Here is a 19,054-nt window from a genome sequence, read left to right on the forward strand (position 1 = left end):
GAATTCCCTCCGTTACCAGATCAATACGGAAGCGCCCCAGGTGAGGCCTCCTCCGAAGCCTACGAATACGAGGCAATCTCCTTCATTAACCCGGCCTTGCTCCACGGCTTCCGCGAGCGCAACCGGAATGGACGCAGCCGACATGTTGCCGTATTTGTCCAGGTTAATCATACATTTCTCTTCCGAAAGGTCGAGACGGTTCAATGCCGATTGAATAATGCGGACATTGGCTTGATGGGGAACAAGCAGATCAATGTCTTCTTTATTCATGCCAGCCTTGCGAAGCGCTTCTTCAGCGGCTCCGCCCATAATGCGAACCGCAAACTTGAACACGTCATTGCCGGCCATATGAATATAATGCTGTTTGGACGCAACGCTTTCCGCCGATGAAGGCATACGGGAACCGCCGCCGCTTACTTTCAGCAATTCTCCGCCGCTGCCGTCCGCGCCAAGTTCGAACGCTTTGAAGCCTCGGCCTTCTTCCACTTGTCCGAGCACGACAGCGCCGGCACCGTCACCGAACAAAATGCAGGTGTTGCGGTCCGTATAGTCCGTAATGCGGGACAAAGTTTCCGCTCCCACGACCAGAACATGCTTGTACATGCCTGTTGCAATCATGTTGGACGCGGTGGCAAGTCCGTAGATAAATCCGGAGCAAGCAGCCGACAAATCAAATGCCGCAGCCTTCTTGGCGCCTAGTTTATCTTGCAATAGGCAGGCCGTTGAAGGGAAAAACGTATCCGGCGTAATGGTCGAAACGATAATTAGATCGATATCTTCAACCGTAATGCCTGCTGCTTCAATCGCCTTCAGCGAAGCTTGATAAGCCAGATCGGATGTCGCTTGCTCCGCAGCTGCCATACGGCGTTCGCGGATGCCGGTGCGCGTGACGATCCACTCATCATTTGTTTCAACCATTTGTTCCAGTTCTTGATTGGATAAAATCCGGTCGGGAACGTATTTGCCCGTACCAATAATGCCAACAGGATGTAAATTCATCATGACCTCCCGCCTATTTCCGCTGCGATTGATTCTGTTAGCTGTGCTTCAATGGCGATTCGGGCTTGCCGGATCGCGTTTTTGACAGCAAGAGCATCCGATGATCCGTGACATTTCATCACGAGACCGTTCAGACCAAGCAGCGGAGCGCTCCCATGCTCCTTGTAATCCATTTTCTTTCTTAAACTGCGAAGTCTTGGCATCATAATGGCTGCCGCAATCTTCGTCATAAAAGTAGCGCCAAAGGATTCTTTCAGATAAGTCATCAACGTACCTGCCGTACCTTCAATCGCCTTAAGCATAATATTCCCCGCAAAGCCGTCACAAATAAGAATATCGCAGCTGCGATTAAGCAAATCCCGTGCCTCGACATTGCCAATAAAGTTGATCGGTGCTTGTTCAAGCAGATCATATGCGGCTTTGGTCAATTCGTTACCCTTCCGCTCTTCAGTACCGACGTTCAGCAACCCTACACGAGGATTTTCCAAACCATGTACCTTCGTACGGTAAATACTGCCCATGATTGCATACTGCAGCAAATGCTCCGGCTTCGCGTCCATGTTAGCGCCTAAGTCGAGCGCAAGTACGCCTACGTCATCCATGGTCGGAAGCATTGGCGCAAGCGCCGGGCGTTCAATGCCATCAAGCCTGCCTACAACGAGCAGTCCAGTGGTCATCAAAGCGCCTGTGTTGCCTGCTGAAATCATAGCGTCCGCATGCTTCTCCCGAACTAGCTGGCCGGCAACGACCATGGATGAGCCTTTTTTCCGACGAACCGCTTTGACCGGTTCTTCATCCGGACCGATCACCTCATCCGTATGGCATAACGTCACGTTGGCCGGCTTTTGTCCTTTGAGGAGCGGCTCAATGGCTGCCGTGTCTCCAACAAGAACCAATTCCGTATCCGGCCACTCCGCCGCAGCTTCCAGCGCGCCTTGCACAATAAGGCTCGGCGCGTGGTCGCCTCCCATCGCATCTATGGCGATCCGCATGTCTTTTTCCTCCCAGAAGCTTCGCCCCTCAATAGCGGCAAAGCCTAAACTCATAAAAGCTTACGCTTCGCTCTCACCTTCACCTGTTGACCGGTAGATGACGAAGTTCCCTTGGAACACCATTTCGTCCCCGACATAGGTAAAGAGCTCCACCTTTGACTTGTGGCGCTCGCCGGATATCGAACGTACATAAGCTTTTGCAATGCATTTCTCGCCTAATTTGACCGGTCTGATAAAGCGAATGTCCGCCGTAACCGTGAGAGCGATTTTCTCATCAATAACAGCAACCGCGAGCGAGTTTGCTTGGGCAAATACATGATGACCCCGGGCAATCCCCGTACGCGAGAAAACATGCTCATCTCGAATTTCGAACATCGAAATCCCGCTTTTGTCCAATTGCAAGTCCACAATGTCACCGATCACTTCATGCAGCGGCAAAGACTGAACAGAATCATACGTCCGCTCAGCCATCAGCTTCATCCGCTCGCGCAGCTCGGGAATACCGAGCTCCATCCGGTCAAGCCTAATCGTCTGTATGCTGACTTTCAAATGCCTCGTAAGCTCCCGATCCGTCATAAAGGGGTTTTCGTCAATCAGTTGAGCGAGCAGCTGATGCCGCTGTCGCTTTGGCATTCGTTCGATCCTCGGCACCACCTTAACAGTATTGTGACCCTTGTCTAATTTTACTCGAATGATAACTGATATTATAACCTGGTACTAATTTAGTATATAAAAAAAAGCTTATGTAAGCAACGGACATAAAAAAAATAGCACCTCATCGTAATGAAGTGCTATTGTGGGAAAAACCTGAGATTATTGGGAGATAACCTCTTTTGTTTTGTAGTATCCGCACACTTTGCATACGTGGTGGCCGAGTTTCAGCTCTCCACATTGCTCGCATTTCACCATACCTGGTACAGCCAGTTTGAAATGCGTACGACGTTTGTCGCGGCGAGTTTTGGATGTTCTTCTTTGTGGTACTGCCATTGTTTCCCACCTCCTTCATAGAATCAATCGGTCATTCATTATTGTTCGTCTTTGAATAAATCCTTGAGCACTGCCATTCGAGGGTCAATCTTCTCGGTTGAGCAGCCGCATTTGTGTTCATTTAAGTTTTGTCCGCAATTTTGGCACAGTCCTTTGCAATCCTTACTGCATAACGGAGCGAACGGCATGAACAGCTGAAGCACTTCTTCCACATAAGGCCTCAAGTCCAGCCTGTCCCCTGTTACCGCAATAATGTCGTCATCCTCTGATTCATCCGTCTCGTCCTCATTGTCTTCGGACGCCGGTTTGAACTGATCGGCTACAGGAATTACCGTATGAAGCTTCACGGGGTCAAGACACCGCGAGCAAGCGAGTTCCCAATCGATGGACAATTCGCCTTCGACTGCAATCGATCCTTCATTGCCGGTTACCTGAAGCGATACGTGGAGCGGACCGTTACTGATAACATCGGATCTGTCTTTGAATAAAGCCGACACATCCAGATTCTCATCAATCTTTGCCTTAATGCCTTTGGACATCGTTTCTTGTACATGAAACTGCATGAGATCACCCCAAACAAACAAAAATTATTATATCTATCTTTGAGCGGTTTTGTCAACAATTTAACCATGTTTTTCATCTTTTCGCCGGTAATTTCATGAATAAATCGGCTTCCCTGTGTTATGATGGAACATATATCCATCTGAAACAAGGAGATGTCAAGGTTGCGCACGGTAGGACTAATTGTTGAGTATAACCCATTTCACAACGGTCATCAATATCATTTGCGAGAATCGGTAAAAATAGCAGAAGCCGATGCCGTTGTTGCCGTCATGAGCGGGCATTTCCTGCAGCGCGGAGAACCGGCGGTTATGGATAAGTGGGCAAGGACGGAAGCCGCGCTGAGAGGCGGCTGCGACCTTGTCCTGGAATTGCCGACCGCCTACGCCACGCAAGCGGCAGAATGGTTCGCTTACGGCGCTGTCGCCGTACTGGAGGCTACAGGCATTGTCGACGCCTTCTGCTTCGGGACTGAGAGCGGCGAGATCGAAGTGCTGCATGATGCCGCAAAACTGATTGCCCATGAGCCTCCTGAGTTCCAACGCCTGCTTCGCGAAGAATTGTTAAGCGGCAAAAGTTATCCAAGCGCATACAGCTCGGCAATCGCAGCTTATTTATTATCGGTCGGACGCAAGGAAGCTGCCGGCTTTCCGTTTGCCCAACCTAACCATACGCTGGGACTTCACTATTTAATTGCTTTGGAGCGCATACAGGGACGCATGACGCCGTATACGATCCGCCGGGAGAAGTCGGAATACGGACAGACCACCGTTACCGACAGTGCCATCGCAAGCGCAACGGCGATCCGCAAGCTGCTATTGGAAGACGGCAAGCTTGAAGCAAGCCGGCCGCTTGTGCCATCCGCAACCTATGATGTGATGCAAAGGGAATGGGCATCTGGCAGAAGTCCGGTGAGCTGGGCAAACTTTGTACAGCCCCTTCTGCATGCTGTCGTTACGCAGAGGCCGGATCAGCTAGCCGAATACCGCGAGATGACGGAAGGTCTCGAATACCGGTTGCTGAATGCGTTGCCTGAGCTCGAGCATACCGGCATGGAACCGCTGCTTGAGGCTCTGAAGACGAAGCGATACACCAGAACGAAGTTGCAGCGAGCTTTGCTCTCTATTCTGCTTAACCATAAGAAAGAAGATTTCACGCCGGACAAGCTTGCTGCCGGGGTGGAGTACATTCGCGTACTGGGCTTTACGAGCAAAGGGCAGCAGCTGCTTAAACGCATGAAAAAGGAAGCGAGGCTGCCTGTTCTGCTCAGCGCCGCAAGATCGCCTGTCCAATCCCGCTACCTCGAGCTTGATACCCAAGCGACGGCGGCTTACATGCTAGCTCAGCCCGGACATGCTTCGTCCGCGGCGATATTCCGTGATTTTACCGACAGACCGATTATCATCGAATAGTTAGATCATTCCGAGGCAGAAGCAAGCTCAATTGCCGATATTGCGGATTCCAGCGAGGTGACGGGAATAATCTTCATCTCGCTGCGAAGCTCTGTTGCTTTGGCGGCAGCCTCCGCATAATTATCCGCAGGCGACAGAAATAACTGCGCCCCTTCCTTGTCAGCAGCAGCCACCTTGAATGTAATGCCTCCGATTGCCCCCACTTTGCCGGTTGGATTAATGGTTCCTGTACCTGCTATCCGAAGCCCTCCGGTCAAATTCCGATCCAATAATAGCTGAGTCGATTGCAGAGCAAACATAAGTCCGGCGGAAGGTCCGCCAATCTCACTCGTTTTAATCGTGATTTGCTCGCTATCCTTGTCAGATTGAATGTGCTGTCCGTCTGCAGAAACCTTATACGCAATGCCTGCGTATCGATAAGCGGCCTCCAAAGCGACATTTTGCGAGGATGTCATTTGGGCCTTCGCCTTCTCCAAATACGCTTTCTCCGACATACCCTTCATAACCGAATCTTTGCTGTACACCGCAAAGTCTTTCTTCCACGCTGCTTCAATGACCTGCCAATATTTCGCGTCGGTAAGTTTAACCGTCGTAATCAGAAATTCGCCTTCATTCGAAGAGGAACCCGGAGCGGTTGTTTGTGCTTCTTCCGTTCCGAGCTGGACAAGCGTCTTCGTATCGAAGGTTTGGCCCGGTTCGTAAATCACTAGCGGCGTAGGGGCATAGACAACCACCCATAGCAAAACGGCGATTAATAGGACTCCCGCTGCCTGTCTCGCCTTGCCGGTTCGTATTGCTTTGTGCATGACAAATCGCTGCCTCCCTTCACAAGGGCTTGGTCTAACCGGCTCTGCCCAAGCGTACAATGAAACAGACCTTGGTTTGTCCGAATTTATTCGTGTCCTTACGATCCTAATTCTATTGGAGTTGATTGATAGATGATCCGAACCGTTTTGTACGCCGTTGTGTCGATTGTATTCGTCGCCTCCATAATTCGGCAGCCGGATGAAGCTTTCCAAGCTTCTCTCCAAGGGCTTACGATCTGGTGGAATATCGTCTTCCCGGGCCTCTTGCCGTTCCTCGTCTTATTCGAACTCATTGCCGCATTTGGTCTCCTTCACGGTATTGGCGTTGTGCTCCGGCCCATTATGCAAGCCTTGCTCAAATTGCCTGGTGAAGCAGCGCTGCCGCTGCTCTTCGGATGGTTGTCCGGACATCAGGCTGGCGCTGAGGCAACGGCAGCTCTTCGCAAGGAAAAGATCGTGACGAGGCGCGAAGGACAACGGCTGCTGGCTCTTTCCCATATGCCGAATCCGCTGTTTATGCTGGTCGTGATCGGCGCAGGCTTTCTCCATCGTCCAGAGCTTGGCCTATTCATCGCCGCTATTGTATGGCTATCGGCTTTGTGTACGGCCGGCTGGATATCGATATTTAGCAGAAGACGGGAGTCTTCTGCTCAGCAGGGACATGCTTCACCGCATTCATCAAACGCACCGGCAAGAATGCTCGTTCAAGTAGCGGATGCGATTAATACAAGCCGGGACCGGGATGGCCGAAGCTTTGGCAAAGTGCTCGGCGACGCGGTCTCTTCCAGCGTACAAAAGCTGCTTATTGCAGGCGGCTTTATGATTTTTGCTGCCGTAATCGCCAGGCTGGCGTTGCCGCTTATTCCTTATGCCCTGCCGAATGGGGCAACCGAGCTCTTATTGCCTGCCCTTCTGGAAGGCCATATCGGCTCTTATGCGGCTGCCGTATGGCAAGGACCAAACGTAAGCAGCGCAATGAGCGCAGCTGCAGTAGCGGCTGTGCTTGCCTGGAGCGGCATCAGCGCCTTGCTGCAGACCGGTTATTCGATTACCGGCACGGATCTGAAGCTTCTTCCCTTGATCGGAATCAGGCTTGTACATGCCCTGCACGCCGCCGTGCTTGGCTTGCTGCTATGGAAGCCGGCACAAGCCGTCATAACGTTGCTGCCAAGCCGCTTAACCGGCTCTGAGAGTGCCATGCTGCCGCAAGACGGCGCAGGCTGGCAAAGGCCGTCTAACGCATACGAGGCCGTCAATGCAATCGGCCTCCCCGTCCTGTGGCCTTATGCGCTGACGGCCGCGGCCGTACTTGCTATACTAATTCTCGCGTTGCAATTCCTAGCCCCCCGGACCACTGATCCGAGTCATCGCGGTTAAAATTCAACTAATTGTTAGTCTGCTTGGCTTTATATTTTTCCAGCAATCGCTGTTCGATCGGAGAAGGCACCAGTTCTTGCACCGGTCCGCCGAACATGGCAATCTCCTTCACGATGCTGGAGCTGAGGTAAGAGAATTTCGGATTTGTCATCATGAAGATCGTCTCAATCTCATGATCCAGCAATTGATTGGTCGAAGCAAGCGTCAGCTCGTATTCAAAGTCCGTTACCGAACGGATCCCGCGCACAATAACACTCGCTTTGCGTGACTTCATGAACCGGACGAGCAAATCGCGGAAGCTGTCGATCGATACGTTCGGAATATCGCTTGTAATCTCCCGAAGCATTTCCTTGCGCTCGTCAAGCGTAAACATCGGACTTTTGCTCGTATTGTTCAATACAGCTACGATGACATGATCGAATTGCTTCGCTGAGCGGCGGATAATATCGAGATGTCCTAATGTCGGCGGATCAAAGCTTCCGGGATATACCGCCACGCGACCGTTCTCATTCATCTGCATTGCTTGTTCCTCCATCTGTGCCGCCAGGCGAATAGCGGTAGATCGTCACTGCCGTATCGCCGTATTTTTGTTTTCTCAACTGTTCGAATGGCTCCATATGTTCCGGATACTCGTGGCTTGCGTCGTGCTCCACCACAATGGTCGCGCCCTCTTCGAGCAGCGAACGCTGCGCCAAATCAGCCATCAGCTCGTCCATATGGGTCAAACGGTAAGGCGGATCCAGGAATACAAGGGAAAACGCTATTCCGCGCTTCTCAAGCAGCTTAAGCGCGCGCTCTGCATCGTTGCGGTAAATCTCCGCATGTCTACCCATTCCTGCCGCTTCGGTATTTAATTTAATAATATCAATGCTTATTTTTTCTCGGTCGATAAAGATCGTCCGCTCGATGCCTCTGCTCCAAGCTTCAATACCGAGCCCGCCGGTGCCAGCGAATAAATCGAGTGCCAGGCCACCGTCGAAAAACGGTCCAATCATGCTGAATATCGCTTCCTTCACCTTATCGGTCGTTGGGCGCGTATTCGTGCCGGGAACCGCCTTCAGCGTGCGGCCTTTTGCCGCTCCCGCAATGACTCTCACTGCTTATTGCTCCCTTCCTCTACTGTCGTTGCCTATCGTACCACACTTTACCTTGGATGATAAAGGCATGGGCACCGTTACAAGGAGCCGCATAATATTTTTTTGGCGTAAAATGTATAATCGCCCATAAAGCGGACAAGATAAGATCATCGGCGTCGGAAGATGCCGTAGACAACCGCGGAGAAGACTTACGTTTCCCCATAAGCTCTTCGTCCGGTTTCTCCTCTCCCATGAAAGGACGCTCAGAAATGAGCGTCCGATTTTTTTGTAAAAACCCTTTATTTATAAGGCCTTCTTACAAACCAATCAAGCGATCTCAAATGAGTTGTCTACCAATTGTCCACCAAATCAAAACCTTCACCAACTTTCACTGCACGGTAAGAGTCGAATCCCTACAGGGACGCCTTTTAAACATATAAACCCGCAAAAACCTTGTAAAACAAGGTCTTGCGGGTTTTTTGTTTGATATTATGAAATTCAAGAAACCGATAGCATACGATATGTTTTGAATCTTTTTTACACATTCTTTCACGAGCGTCCGATTCTTTTATATTCACTTCCTATTCAACCTACTGTACAAATACACGACCGAGAAGGCTACAAGGTACGACACAAACGTCCAATAGATGTGCCAACCGTTGTCATAGATCACCCTTCCTGCCGCTACAAGCAAATACTCCGCGAACGAAATGCCGACGCTCCACGTCCCAATCCACAAGACCGGTGACCAGTTACGCTTCTTCTCGATAAAGTAAATCAGGAAAATCCCCCATACAGGGTACAAACCAAGGTTAAAGGGGATGGCCGAATAAGATTCATTCGCTTCAAAGACCGGTTTCACAAGCCAGTAGCCATGTTTGACAAAAAAGTCATTAAGAAGAAAAGCCATTAGCGAGCTAATCGGCAACACGCGAATGACTAATTTTGTTTTATTCGGGATCGGAGCAACAAGGAAGATTAACCACGGAACGATAAATCCGACGATAAAGTTAAATAGCATATGTACACCCTTGCCTGCGCTTTTTCCCATAGTATTCTCAGAAGTCATCCAAATAAGACAACATTTTGTAACCATACGACTTGTCCGGAAATATGTTGGCTATAAGCTAACTCCAAGAAAAGGTGGTTGCTTCCGATGCCCGTTTACCGCATTATCGTCGATTTGTCGGACCGGATGCTTCATTTGCTTGACGGAAATGTCGTCGTTCACTCTTATCCCGTCGGGATTGGCCGAATGGTGACGCAAACGCCTACCGGCGAGTTCAAAATCATTAATAAACAGGAAAATCCCGGCGGACCGTTTGGCGTGCTCTGGATGGGGTTGTCCAAGCCGCATTACGGCATTCACGGGACCAATGATCCTTCATCCATTGGCAGATATGTCTCCCACGGATGTATTCGAATGTATAACGAGGACGTGCTTGCCTTATCCGATCTTACCCCTGTAGGAACGCGCGTAACGATACGCCCTTGACCCCAAAACAACAAATCGGCAGTCTCTCAGGGGAGATCTGCCGATTTCAGCGTTACCGTCTGGGTCGCTTGCTCCCAAACTGCTTTGCGGTTTAGCGCCGCCGCCAAGTCTCTTACCGCTACATAACCGGTAGAAATGTCGAGCCTGGAATCAAGCCCCTTGCCATTCACCGTTACCTTGCCGCCTACCCAGTCGATCTCGGCGCCAAGCATCTCTCCAAGCTTGCGGGCTGCCACCCAGGTTGTCCCACCGTCGTAATAGCCGACAGCCGCGACCAATCCGTCAATTAGAATTGGAATCGTCTGCGAAGACCTGAACAGCGTTGTCGCCGGCGCGGAGGCAAAAGCGGTATCGTATTGCTTCAGCAAATATTGGTTAATAATGGCCATTATCTTATTCGGATATTGTGGGTCGGTTGCATAACCGCTGACGTACAAAGCGACTGCTTGCTGTTCGGGAGTTACGGCAGCGCGGACGCGTACATACCGTGAAGTTGCAAAGAGCAGATCTTGGTCTTTCATGAAATGATAGACGCTTTTGTATGCGCGGAAAGCCGAATTCATGCTCACCTGCATGCCGTTAACGACCTCCCAAGTTCCTTTCACAACGGCTTCTCCATGCCAATACAGATTGGGAACGCCGCTTCCCACTTTAATTCCGCCTAAGTTGTACCACGAATGAATCGTGCCGCCGGTTTCCAGAATGCATTGCGCAAGCCGCACGGAAGGGAGTATGGGCGAGCCTTCGCGTCTAACTTGCAGAACGGTTGGAATTAGCGCACCGATAAATTGAGTTCTTGTTAGAGATGCCATCTTGTCCTCCTCCTTCCCATGAAACAATCATACTAAAGTTTATGGATTCTTGATCCAATAGGTAACGGTTACTGCCGTGCCTGAAATAAAAAACTCCGTTAAGCCCACGGCCATGCCGGGGTTTAACGGAGTACACTCCTCTATATTTCGTAGAATCCGCGCGTGTTGCGAAGCAGCTTCTCCCGGACTTCCTGTTCGGGGAGCCGTTTAATCGCAGCGATGTGCGAACAAACGTCAAATACCATTTCCGGCACTGTCGCGCGGCCTTCGTAAGGACCTTCAAAAGGCCAAGGACCATCCGTCTCCACCATCAATTGCTCCAGAGGGTATCGCTCGACTAACTGCCGAATCTCCTCCTCATAAGCAACATCCGGAGTAATCGAAATGAGATAACCAAGCCGGATCATCCGTTCAACCGTTGCTTCATCCCCTTTGAACCAATGGAAATGAACCTTCTTCACCTGATGCCGCTCCATGATATCGCAAGCTTTTGCCCCATCCTCATAGACCGCATGAAGAACGATTGGCCGGTCAAGTTCCGCCGCGAGCGCTGCGAATTGGTCAAGCAGCGCAATGTACGGCGCTTCGTCAAACGGCGTTCCGCTTTCTTCCGCGGAAGTTCTATCGTAATAAGGCAAACCCACTTCACCGATGGCGAACGATTCCCCCGCTTCATGTTGTGCCCAAATCCACGCAAACAGCTCATCTTTATGCTCGTCCGAGAGAATGGGCTGCTCGGGATGAAACCCGTAAGCGGGAATCACGCGTCCAGGAAACTTCTCCGCCAGAAGAGCCTGTATCTTGCAGGACTCCAGATGCATGGACACCGCCACAACCGCCTCAATACCTGCCTGAAAAGCTTGCTCAAGCATGAACAGCCTGTTTTGATCTTCATATAGATCCACATGAATATGGGCATCAATAGCCTTCTTTTGCTGCATGCGCGGTTCCTCTTTTCCGTCTTTGCTCATTGAAGCAGGTCCTGAATCTGTTGCTTCAATTCATTAAACAACGGTTCCTTCCATAGCTGCGGGGAACGAGGTCTTGCGAATGGTACCTCGATCTCTTCCAATAGGACAGCGGGAGCGGAAGACAATACCATAATTCGGTCGGACAACAGCAAAGCTTCTTCGATACTATGCGTAACTAGCAGGACGGACCGCTTGTTCTGCTCCCATATTTCCATGAGCCAACGCTGCATCTGTTGTCTGGTTAACGCGTCCAGCGCGCCAAACGGTTCATCCAGAAGCATGAGCGGCTGAGGAGACAACAGCGCCCGCAAAAAAGATACTCGCTGCTGCATGCCGCCTGATAAGACATGCGGATAGGAATCCGCATATTCCAACAGACCAATCCGATCCAGCCATTCCCGAGCCGCTATGCCCGAAGCTTTCCGTTCCACGCCTGCAACCTGAAGCGCAAGCTCGATATTGGCGGCAACCGATCGCCAAGGCATAAGAGAGGCCTGTTGCGGCATATAAGCAATATGTCCGCGGCTCCCTGTCGTAGGTTTTCCGCTGATCCACACTTCTCCTGAGGTTGGTTTTTCCAGACCGCCGATCAACTGGAACAACGTTGTTTTGCCGCTGCCGGAAGGGCCGATAATGGAGACGAATTCATTCTCGGCCACCGTGAACGACAAGCCGTCCAGCACCTGTTTGCTGCCGGAATCAAACGATTTATAAATGTCTTTCAATTCTAATGCAGATGTGCTCATGAACGTACCTCTCCCTTCACGGGCCGCCACCGGATAACCAACTTCTCGACGAGCGCAACAAGGCCGTATAAGGCTAGGCTGAGCAAGACGATCAGAACAACGGACGCGAACACCCTTGCCGGTTCATACCCTTTGGATGAAAGAATCATATAATGGCCTAATCCCTTGTCCGCGCCTAACCATTCGGCGACCACCGCGCTGAGAACCGCATACGAGGCGGCGATTTTGAGTCCGGAAAATAGATGCGTAACCGCATTGGGAAGCTCCAATCGCATAAACAGCTGCCACTTGCCCGCTCCAATCATTTGCATATAATTGCGAAGCGTAGGATCCGTATCCTTGAACCCGTTCAGCATGGCAACCGACACCGGGAAGAAACAAACGATCCAGACCAGTATCAGCTTCGGAAGCACGCCGTAGCCCAGCCAGATCGTCAAGATTGGTCCGATTGCGATGACCGGTACGTTCTGAGTGACGACAAGCAGCGGATATACCGCCTTACGTACAATCGGAATCAAATGAAGAATGGCGGCTAGCGCAAATCCGGCCAACGCGCCTCCCGCAAATCCGATCAAGGCCAGGCTTACCGTTGCGGAGGCGTTATCCATCAAACGCGGCCATACTTCGGCCATTTCTTTCACAATCGTAATCGGCGATGGCAGCTGCCACTCCGGTACAAGGCCGCTGTCTACCGATAGCTGCCAAGCGGCAAGCAGAATAAGGACAAGCAGAGCAGAAGGCCAAATCGCATGCAGGCTTCTCCGGCCCTTATTGCCCATCCGGATATTTCTCCAATAAACGGCCCATAGAAGCGCCATTAGCAGGATTGAAATAAACTTTTACTTGCGAAATGACAGATGGACAACCCATTTCCGTCATCGCTTCATTCATCGACTGAACAATTTCAAACAGCTGCGGCAACTCGCCTTCCATCGTTGTCTCCAGCGGCGCTACACGGTAAGGCACCCCGGATGCCTTAATGATTTCGATCGCGCGGTCAACGTAAGGAATTACGCTGTCTCCGTTTGGGGTTGTCGGTAATATTTGAATGCTTACAAGCGCATTAGCCATAATCGTCAGCTCTCCTCTTCCTTATCTCGTCTTGTCCTCTTTATTCCCAATTAAGCTTGCGGCAAAAAGTCGTTCGTGAACGCTTTGTCCGCATCCAGCTCTTTCTCAAGCAGCTTGTGCTCAAACATCCATTGCGAATAGTTGACCCATACCTCTTTCTTCTGGATCCCCCACTGCGACGCATCGTCCGTATATTTCGGACTTAGCCACTTCTGGCTTGCCCGCACCAAATCCGCGTTCAAGTCCGGTTCTGCCTTAATAAGCACTTCGGCCGCGTCCTCCGGATGATCAATAGCATACTGATACCCTTTTGCCGCCCCTGCAACAAAAGCTTTCACGATCTCCGGTTTCTCGGCAACCATCTTCTCGCTTGTCTCAAGCAGCGGCGTATAATAATCCAGCTTGTTGCTGTAATCGGTCAAATAAACCATATTCAGCTTCTCGCCGCGAAGCTCGGCTTCTACGCCAGTCCATGCATAATAGATCCACGCAAAATCAATGTCGCGCTTCACCGCCGTGAAAAAATCCGTGTCGCCGATGCTCAGCATTTTCACTTTGGATACATCCGCGTTTTCTTCCTGCATGAGCGAGCCGATTACGGCTTCCTCTACCGGCGCTCCCCAGCCGCCATACGTTTTGCCTTCGAACTTCTTAGGTGAATCGATTCCTTTGGATACGGGAGAAGCAAATCCCGATGTATTATGCTGGATAACAGCGGCAACGGACACGAGCGGTACGCCGGCGATCCGCGCCATCGTGAGCGATTCCTGATAACCTACGCCAAACTCGGCACCGCCGGAAGCAACCATTTTATCCGCACCGTCCTGGCCGGGCTGAATAATCTCCACGTCAAGTCCCTGTTCTTTGAAATAACCTTTGTCGCGCGCAACGTACAAGCCGGTATGATTCGTGTTAGGCGTCCAGTCGAGCACAACCTTCACTTTGGTCAACGGCTTGTCTCCGCCGCCCGCCGGAGCTTCCGATGCCTCATTCTTGTTATTGCCCGATCCGCATGACGCCAGAAGCATAACAACTGCCAACATCGCCGCAATAACCGCTAATCCTTTTTTTGTCCCTGTCCTCATCTGTCTCTCTCCCTTTCTCTCTACAACCGTCATGACGTTTGCTTCACCTGTCTGCCGCAATAAAAAAAGGCCCTCCGATTCCGGAGGACCATACATTTCGTCAGCTATGTATATAGACTTACCCGTTCCTATCTCAAATAGGAGGCAAACCTATATCATCATTTCCTACGCTGGCATTATCCAGATCAGGTATAAGGGTCGGGATTTTCTGCGGAATCCCCTCTCAGCTAGCCTCAACCAGCTCCCCGTTACTATTCAATTACGTCAATAAACAATATTATAACCCTTCTGGCCAAAAAAGCCAGCTTATTTAGTCATACGCCGTTTTTTTGCCTCTAGTAGGTTGTTGTCCTTATAGCCTGGCAATTGGCATGAATAGTATGTAGTCGAGTGCATATCCGCTAATATCGAGAGGATTGAACCGGGGTGACCAAACGACACAAGAAAAGCAAAAAGCTGAAACGGTCCAATAAAGTAAAAGCGAAAAAACGCAATTCCGCCAGCCGTTCCAAATCACGCCGTAAACCTAATAGAAAAAAACATAGACGCCACAACCGCCGAGCCACTGCTGCCGCATCGCCTCCGATTGATGCCACTCTAAGGGAACCTGGCGTTAATATCATTGGCTTCGTTCATGCCGAGATGGGCATCGGGGAATCTTCGCGGCTTGCTGCCAAAGCAATGGAATCGGCCAATCTTCCATTTGGCTTGATCAACTTCCCATTACCCGTAGCGTCGAGAATGTCGGACTACAGCTGGTCGCATAAAATGCTGGACAAAGCCCGCTTCAACACGAATATTTTCCATATGAACGCCGACTTTATGCGTCCTGCGCGCGAACATTTTGGCGATGATTTGTACAACAGCCGATATAATATCGGGTATTGGCATTGGGAGTTGCCGGAGTTTCCGGATGAATATGTCGAAGGCTTCAACCATGTCAATGAGGTGTGGGTATGCAGCAAATTTGTCGCATCATCCGTCTCCAAACGCTCCAATGTTCCCGTGACAACCATCCCGCACTGCATTCAAGTGCAAGTAGCGCCAAATATTAACCGTTCTTCCTTCGGCCTCCCGGAGAACCGGTTTCTATTCCTGATGATGTACGACGTGCAAAGCTCTACCTTGCGCAAAAATCCCGGCGCCGTCATTGAAGCTTTCAAGCTAGCCTTCGATAAAACCGATTCGCGGGTAGGACTTGTGCTGAAAGTCAACAACGCCGAATACCGGCCGCACGATTTGATCGAACTGAAGAAGATGATTGCCGAGCGAAGCAATATGTATCTGATCGACAAAGTATTGTCGAGGCATGAGGTTAATTCGTTGCTTCAATGCACCGACAGTTACGTATCTCTTCATCGAGCCGAAGGATTTGGACTCGGCCTAGCGGAAGCGATGTACCTCGGCAAACCCGTTATCGCTACGAACTGGTCCGGCAATACCGAATTTATGAACGCATCCAATTCTTGCCCGGTATCCTACCAGCTTGTAAATATCGGCCAGGATTGGGGACCGTACAAAAGCCATCAAATCTGGGCGGAACCTAATGTCCGCAATGCCGCCGACTATATGCAGCGTCTGGTCACCGACGAGCGTTGGCGCGAATCCATCGCGTCAAGCGGCATGCGCACGATCCATACGGAATTTTCTCCGGCCGTCATCGGGCAAAAAATTAAAAACCGGTTAAAAGAGCTGGCGCTTATTTAGCTAACAAAACCCTAAGCCCGGTCAAGGCATAAATCGCACCGCAACCGGGTTAGGGCTTGTTAAGCCAGCTCATGTCGCCAATAGTTCAATAAATCGTTTAATGATTGTTCAAACGAAATCTCCGGCGTCCATCCGGTCTGGCGATAAAATTTCGTATAGTCGCCAACCAATACTTTCACATCGGATGGCCTCAGCCTGGTCTTGTCTTCTTCGACTGTAATGTCCACCGTGCTAAAACCAAGCAGCACTTGGAGAACTTCTCGAACCTCGCGGCCTTGTCCTGAAGCAATATTGTAGATTTCACCGGGCTGGCAATAGTCCAGCGCCATCCGGTACGCCCTTACAACATCCCGGACATCCATGAAATCCCTCGTTGCATCCAGATTTCCCACATACAAAACAGGCGGTTTGAAGCCTTTCTCAATCTCGGCGATTTGTTTCGCAAAATTGGAAGTAACGAACTGCTCGCCTCTCCTCGGACCGGAATGGTTAAATGTCCTCGTTCGTACGATGTGCAGGTTGTACGTCTTGTAATATTGGTATCCCAAGTAGTCCTGGGCAATCTTGCTGACGGCATAAGGACTAATCGGACGCAGAGGATTCATCTCCGTAACCGGTACTTCATCCTCTTGGACCTGGCCGTATTCTTCGCTTGAGCAGGCAATCAGCACTTTGGGAGTTAAATCAAGCTTTCTGATGGCTTCCAGCAAATGAATCTGACCCATAATATTATTAGTTAAAGTCTCGGCAGGCGACTCCCAAGACAAAGGCACATAACTTTGCGCAGCCAGATGAAAGATCAGGTCCGGCCTGACCTCTGTCATCATCCGCTCTACGGCATCTGGATCCATCAGTTCGCACTCATACAGGCGCATATCCGGCAGCAGATGACGAATATGCCGAAGCGAGCTGTGACTCCGTATCGTTCCTGTCACTTCAATTCCCTGACTAAGCAGATGCTCAGCAAGATGACTGCCTACAAAACCGGTTATCCCTGTAATTAGTGCTTTCATGCCTGCCGGCCTTCTTGATCGGCCGTAAGCGCGGCAATGGCATGCTTCACATTCTGCTCATCCGATTTGCGGCAAATGAGCAACCCTTCTTCCGTCGAGACAATGATCAGATCTTCAATGCCTATGACGACGACCTGCTGCTGTTCGGAATAGATGATGGTATTGCGCGTGGCGAACGGATAGATATTGCCGATTCGCAAATTCCCGTCCCCGTCCGTACTGAAAATACGCTCAAGCGACGTCCAGGTACCTACATCATCCCAAATAAATTCGATCGGTATCGTATAGAGACGCTTTAGCTTTTCTACCAGTGCATAATCGATAGAGAGTTTTTGCAAACGGGCATACGACTGTCTGAATTCTTCTCCCTCTTGCTCGAAGATCGACCACATCTGAGGCTGGAACTCTAGCATATAACGGGCAATTGTAGAGGGCTTCCATATAAAAATACCGCTGTTCCAATACATATTGGGCATCTCGATGAGCTTCTCGGCTTTTTCCTTCGTAGGTTTCTCAATAAAAGCTTTCACTTCTTTGATCCGTAGTACCGAGTCAACCGTCTCTTTCGCTTCAATATAACCGTAACCCGTTTCCGCTCTTGTAGGAACGATTCCAAGCGTCACGACTACGCCATCCTGTCTAGCTGCTTTCTCCGCTTCCCGCAGCGCTTCCATTAAATCCTCCGTATCCGGAATATATTGATCCGAAGGCGCCGTAACGAGTACTTCATCCCGCTCCAGCTTCATGAAGAAACTTGCGGTCAGGGCAATGCATGGAGCGGTGTCTCTTTGCTCCGGTTCTACGATAATCCGATTCTCTCCCAGCTCGGGGAGTTGTTCCTTGACGATAGGCAAATAATTCTCGCTTACGGCGACATAAACATTGTCTTCGGGCAGGCAAGAACGGAACCTTGCATACGTTTGCTGTAGCATCGTAGCTTCTTCCGAAGCAAGCGTCAGAAATTGCTTCGGTTTCGCAACCGTGCTTCGCGGCCAAAAACGAGTTCCTTTCCCTCCTGCCATAATGACTGCTATCATGGTTGTTCACCTCGAAACGGCAACTCTACTAGTATTAATCTCTCTCGCGTATTCAAGCCGGAGCTCCTTCCTTAACCGGTGCCGGATTGATCAATTACATATCTATAACTTATGCTTTGATAGAGAAATGCTAGTGGACGAATAGCCAAAAGGGACAGAAATCAGGCATATGACTCCGCCCGACTATGAATTTACATAATCTAGCAAAAATAGACGTTCGTTCACGGCTATTACCGTCTTCTCTATGAATCTCTGAACATATGATGTGTTATATCACTTGAAAGGAGAGGATTAGATATGGGAGAAACAGGTTTGACAGGTCTTACCGGTCTGACAGGCGCAACTGGCCTTACGGGTGCTACAGGTCCTACGGGTCCCACAGGTCCAACCGGGTTAACTGGCTTGACTGGCCCCGCTGGTCCAGGAGCTGCGGTATTTGGAGCTAACGGAGGACTATTCCCTCTTGGTCCAATCGGGATCATCGGAACCGTAATTCCGCCGGTTGAGGTTCTCGCGACTCCAGTTACCATTACTTCGGCGGCAGCCAATAAAGTCAAAATTGACGGTGTAGTTGATGTATCGATTTCCGGTACAATTATCGGCGTATTGCTTAACCCGACTATCACAGTAGATTTGCTTCGCGATGGTCTTGTAGTGGCTTCGGTTACTAGCACAACTTTCGCAACGATTGCACTTGCTGCTGTACTTGATCTCGAAGTCGTGATTCCAATCACATATTTCGACACGCTTACAGTAGGAGCACACGAGTATACGCTTGAAGTTTCGGTTAACTCGATCTCGATCGCCATTACTGGCGCAACTGCTGACGTTCAATTTTCTTCGCTTGCTGCTTCGATCGGCGTCTAAGTCTGAACAGCCCCAACAGCCTTTTCGCATCCGCGGAAAG

Annotated in this window: 23 protein-coding genes and 1 riboswitch; of the genes, 5 read left to right on the forward strand and 18 right to left on the reverse strand. The window is 50.4% G+C overall.

The annotated features are described in order from the left end of the window. Positions 1–12: 12 nt before the first annotated feature. The 5 genes from QQK89_RS27660 to QQK89_RS27680 form a co-directional block, all read right to left on the reverse strand. On the reverse strand, positions 13–999 hold the full coding sequence (locus QQK89_RS27660; RefSeq protein ID WP_284242089.1) for a beta-ketoacyl-ACP synthase III: 987 nt from the start codon (positions 997–999) through the stop codon (positions 13–15). Continuing rightward, entirely contained in the window at positions 999–1,991 is a 993-nt protein-coding gene (plsX, locus tag QQK89_RS27665) for a phosphate acyltransferase PlsX (RefSeq protein WP_284241995.1), read from the reverse strand. The genes QQK89_RS27660 and plsX overlap by 1 nt, the downstream gene beginning before the upstream one ends. A gap of 60 nt (positions 1,992–2,051) precedes the next feature. Further along, a complete protein-coding gene (fapR, locus tag QQK89_RS27670; protein ID WP_284241996.1) occupies positions 2,052–2,624 on the reverse strand; it encodes a transcription factor FapR in 573 nt (190 codons plus the stop codon). 180 nt (positions 2,625–2,804) lie between these two features. Next, positions 2,805–2,978, reverse strand: coding sequence for a 50S ribosomal protein L32 (rpmF, locus tag QQK89_RS27675; RefSeq protein ID WP_167280790.1), 174 nt, complete (start codon positions 2,976–2,978; stop codon positions 2,805–2,807). Between the two features lie 38 nt (positions 2,979–3,016). Continuing rightward, on the reverse strand, positions 3,017–3,541 hold the full coding sequence (locus QQK89_RS27680; protein ID WP_284241997.1) for a YceD family protein: 525 nt from the start codon (positions 3,539–3,541) through the stop codon (positions 3,017–3,019). Positions 3,542–3,703: 162 nt separating this feature from the next. Here QQK89_RS27680 and QQK89_RS27685 point away from each other — a divergent pair, with 162 nt between their 5' ends. Then, positions 3,704–4,951 (forward strand): nucleotidyltransferase, encoded by a 1,248-nt coding sequence (locus QQK89_RS27685; protein WP_284241998.1) that lies wholly within the window; start codon positions 3,704–3,706, stop codon positions 4,949–4,951. 5 nt (positions 4,952–4,956) lie between these two features. Here QQK89_RS27685 and QQK89_RS27690 read toward each other — a convergent pair whose 3' ends face one another. Then, positions 4,957–5,757: a S16 family serine protease gene (locus tag QQK89_RS27690; protein ID WP_284241999.1), complete on the reverse strand. Its 801-nt coding sequence runs from the start codon at positions 5,755–5,757 to the stop codon at positions 4,957–4,959. Between the two features lie 132 nt (positions 5,758–5,889). Here QQK89_RS27690 and QQK89_RS27695 point away from each other — a divergent pair, with 132 nt between their 5' ends. After that, positions 5,890–7,134, forward strand: coding sequence for a nucleoside recognition domain-containing protein (locus tag QQK89_RS27695; RefSeq protein WP_284242000.1), 1,245 nt, complete (start codon positions 5,890–5,892; stop codon positions 7,132–7,134). A gap of 7 nt (positions 7,135–7,141) precedes the next feature. Here QQK89_RS27695 and coaD read toward each other — a convergent pair whose 3' ends face one another. From coaD to QQK89_RS27715, 4 genes are all read right to left on the reverse strand, one after another. Continuing rightward, on the reverse strand, positions 7,142–7,654 hold the full coding sequence (gene coaD / locus QQK89_RS27700; protein WP_284242001.1) for a pantetheine-phosphate adenylyltransferase: 513 nt from the start codon (positions 7,652–7,654) through the stop codon (positions 7,142–7,144). After that, positions 7,641–8,231, reverse strand: a complete 591-nt coding sequence (gene rsmD, locus QQK89_RS27705) for a 16S rRNA (guanine(966)-N(2))-methyltransferase RsmD (protein WP_284242002.1) — start codon at positions 8,229–8,231, stop codon at positions 7,641–7,643. The genes coaD and rsmD overlap by 14 nt, the downstream gene beginning before the upstream one ends. Positions 8,232–8,250: 19 nt before the next feature. After that, positions 8,251–8,463, reverse strand: coding sequence for a single-stranded DNA-binding protein (locus tag QQK89_RS27710; protein WP_284242003.1), 213 nt, complete (start codon positions 8,461–8,463; stop codon positions 8,251–8,253). Positions 8,464–8,784: 321 nt separating this feature from the next. Further along, positions 8,785–9,231 (reverse strand): CBO0543 family protein, encoded by a 447-nt coding sequence (locus QQK89_RS27715; protein WP_284242004.1) that lies wholly within the window; start codon positions 9,229–9,231, stop codon positions 8,785–8,787. A gap of 135 nt (positions 9,232–9,366) precedes the next feature. Between QQK89_RS27715 and QQK89_RS27720 the strand changes: the two genes are divergently transcribed. Then, positions 9,367–9,705, forward strand: coding sequence for a L,D-transpeptidase (locus QQK89_RS27720; protein WP_284242005.1), 339 nt, complete (start codon positions 9,367–9,369; stop codon positions 9,703–9,705). A 26-nt stretch (positions 9,706–9,731) separates the two neighbouring features. Here the strand turns inward: QQK89_RS27720 and QQK89_RS27725 are convergent, their stop codons facing one another. The 6 genes from QQK89_RS27725 to QQK89_RS27750 all read right to left on the reverse strand — a co-directional run bounded on the left by QQK89_RS27725 (position 9,732) and on the right by QQK89_RS27750 (position 14,390). Beyond that, positions 9,732–10,517, reverse strand: a complete 786-nt coding sequence (locus QQK89_RS27725; RefSeq protein WP_284242006.1) for a glucosaminidase domain-containing protein — start codon at positions 10,515–10,517, stop codon at positions 9,732–9,734. A 140-nt stretch (positions 10,518–10,657) separates the two neighbouring features. Continuing rightward, complete coding sequence (locus tag QQK89_RS27730; protein WP_284242007.1) at positions 10,658–11,458, reverse strand: TatD family hydrolase; 801 nt, start codon at positions 11,456–11,458, stop codon at positions 10,658–10,660. Between the two features lie 26 nt (positions 11,459–11,484). Further along, positions 11,485–12,234: an ABC transporter ATP-binding protein gene (locus QQK89_RS27735; protein WP_284242008.1), complete on the reverse strand. Its 750-nt coding sequence runs from the start codon at positions 12,232–12,234 to the stop codon at positions 11,485–11,487. Next, positions 12,231–13,013, reverse strand: coding sequence for an ABC transporter permease (locus QQK89_RS27740; RefSeq protein ID WP_284242009.1), 783 nt, complete (start codon positions 13,011–13,013; stop codon positions 12,231–12,233). The genes QQK89_RS27735 and QQK89_RS27740 overlap by 4 nt, the downstream gene beginning before the upstream one ends. Next, the gene (locus QQK89_RS27745; protein WP_284242010.1) at positions 13,003–13,305 is read right to left on the reverse strand and encodes a thiamine-binding protein; all 303 of its coding nucleotides are present in this window, start codon (positions 13,303–13,305) and stop codon (positions 13,003–13,005) included. The genes QQK89_RS27740 and QQK89_RS27745 overlap by 11 nt, the downstream gene beginning before the upstream one ends. A gap of 50 nt (positions 13,306–13,355) precedes the next feature. Next, positions 13,356–14,390: an ABC transporter substrate-binding protein gene (locus QQK89_RS27750; RefSeq protein ID WP_284242011.1), complete on the reverse strand. Its 1,035-nt coding sequence runs from the start codon at positions 14,388–14,390 to the stop codon at positions 13,356–13,358. Between the two features lie 145 nt (positions 14,391–14,535). After that, a riboswitch (TPP riboswitch) is annotated at positions 14,536–14,648 on the reverse strand. Between the two features lie 168 nt (positions 14,649–14,816). On the opposite strand from QQK89_RS27750, the gene QQK89_RS27755 reads away from it, so the two are divergent. Beyond that, positions 14,817–16,097, forward strand: a complete 1,281-nt coding sequence (locus QQK89_RS27755) for a glycosyltransferase family 4 protein (protein ID WP_284242012.1) — start codon at positions 14,817–14,819, stop codon at positions 16,095–16,097. A gap of 59 nt (positions 16,098–16,156) precedes the next feature. Here QQK89_RS27755 and QQK89_RS27760 read toward each other — a convergent pair whose 3' ends face one another. Together QQK89_RS27760 and QQK89_RS27765 are read right to left on the reverse strand one after the other, a co-directional pair. Beyond that, the gene (locus QQK89_RS27760; RefSeq protein ID WP_284242013.1) at positions 16,157–17,110 is read right to left on the reverse strand and encodes a GDP-mannose 4,6-dehydratase; all 954 of its coding nucleotides are present in this window, start codon (positions 17,108–17,110) and stop codon (positions 16,157–16,159) included. Next, entirely contained in the window at positions 17,107–18,147 is a 1,041-nt protein-coding gene (locus QQK89_RS27765; RefSeq protein WP_284242014.1) for a mannose-1-phosphate guanylyltransferase, read from the reverse strand. Before QQK89_RS27765 ends, QQK89_RS27760 begins: the two co-directional genes overlap by 4 nt. Positions 18,148–18,444: 297 nt before the next feature. Here QQK89_RS27765 and QQK89_RS27770 point away from each other — a divergent pair, with 297 nt between their 5' ends. After that, positions 18,445–19,014 (forward strand): hypothetical protein, encoded by a 570-nt coding sequence (locus QQK89_RS27770; protein WP_284242015.1) that lies wholly within the window; start codon positions 18,445–18,447, stop codon positions 19,012–19,014. The last annotated feature ends 40 nt before the right edge of the window (positions 19,015–19,054 follow it).

Origin of the sequence: Paenibacillus glycanilyticus (assembly GCF_030161375.1) — a bacterium.
Taxonomy (GTDB): Bacteria; Bacillota; Bacilli; order Paenibacillales; family Paenibacillaceae; genus Pristimantibacillus; species Pristimantibacillus glycanilyticus_B.

What these genes read in the sequence shown, in the direction of transcription:
- QQK89_RS27660 (WP_284242089.1), bottom strand. Translation starts at nt 999, where the DNA reads ATGAATTTACATCCTGTTGGCATTATTGGTACGGGCAAATACGTTCCC.
- plsX (WP_284241995.1), bottom strand. Translation starts at nt 1,991, where the DNA reads ATGCGGATCGCCATAGATGCGATGGGAGGCGACCACGCGCCGAGCCTT.
- fapR (WP_284241996.1), bottom strand. Translation starts at nt 2,624, where the DNA reads ATGCCAAAGCGACAGCGGCATCAGCTGCTCGCTCAACTGATTGACGAA.
- rpmF (WP_167280790.1), bottom strand. Translation starts at nt 2,978, where the DNA reads ATGGCAGTACCACAAAGAAGAACATCCAAAACTCGCCGCGACAAACGT.
- QQK89_RS27680 (WP_284241997.1), bottom strand. Translation starts at nt 3,541, where the DNA reads ATGCAGTTTCATGTACAAGAAACGATGTCCAAAGGCATTAAGGCAAAG.
- QQK89_RS27690 (WP_284241999.1), bottom strand. Translation starts at nt 5,757, where the DNA reads ATGCACAAAGCAATACGAACCGGCAAGGCGAGACAGGCAGCGGGAGTC.
- QQK89_RS27695 (WP_284242000.1), top strand. Translation starts at nt 5,890, where the DNA reads ATGATCCGAACCGTTTTGTACGCCGTTGTGTCGATTGTATTCGTCGCC.
- coaD (WP_284242001.1), bottom strand. Translation starts at nt 7,654, where the DNA reads ATGCAGATGAATGAGAACGGTCGCGTGGCGGTATATCCCGGAAGCTTT.
- QQK89_RS27710 (WP_284242003.1), bottom strand. Translation starts at nt 8,463, where the DNA reads ATGGGAGAGGAGAAACCGGACGAAGAGCTTATGGGGAAACGTAAGTCT.
- QQK89_RS27715 (WP_284242004.1), bottom strand. Translation starts at nt 9,231, where the DNA reads ATGCTATTTAACTTTATCGTCGGATTTATCGTTCCGTGGTTAATCTTC.
- QQK89_RS27720 (WP_284242005.1), top strand. Translation starts at nt 9,367, where the DNA reads ATGCCCGTTTACCGCATTATCGTCGATTTGTCGGACCGGATGCTTCAT.
- QQK89_RS27725 (WP_284242006.1), bottom strand. Translation starts at nt 10,517, where the DNA reads ATGGCATCTCTAACAAGAACTCAATTTATCGGTGCGCTAATTCCAACC.
- QQK89_RS27730 (WP_284242007.1), bottom strand. Translation starts at nt 11,458, where the DNA reads ATGCAGCAAAAGAAGGCTATTGATGCCCATATTCATGTGGATCTATAT.
- QQK89_RS27735 (WP_284242008.1), bottom strand. Translation starts at nt 12,234, where the DNA reads ATGAGCACATCTGCATTAGAATTGAAAGACATTTATAAATCGTTTGAT.
- QQK89_RS27740 (WP_284242009.1), bottom strand. Translation starts at nt 13,013, where the DNA reads ATGGGCAATAAGGGCCGGAGAAGCCTGCATGCGATTTGGCCTTCTGCT.
- QQK89_RS27745 (WP_284242010.1), bottom strand. Translation starts at nt 13,305, where the DNA reads ATGGCTAATGCGCTTGTAAGCATTCAAATATTACCGACAACCCCAAAC.
- QQK89_RS27750 (WP_284242011.1), bottom strand. Translation starts at nt 14,390, where the DNA reads ATGAGGACAGGGACAAAAAAAGGATTAGCGGTTATTGCGGCGATGTTG.
- QQK89_RS27760 (WP_284242013.1), bottom strand. Translation starts at nt 17,110, where the DNA reads ATGAAAGCACTAATTACAGGGATAACCGGTTTTGTAGGCAGTCATCTT.
- QQK89_RS27765 (WP_284242014.1), bottom strand. Translation starts at nt 18,147, where the DNA reads ATGATAGCAGTCATTATGGCAGGAGGGAAAGGAACTCGTTTTTGGCCG.
- QQK89_RS27770 (WP_284242015.1), top strand. Translation starts at nt 18,445, where the DNA reads ATGGGAGAAACAGGTTTGACAGGTCTTACCGGTCTGACAGGCGCAACT.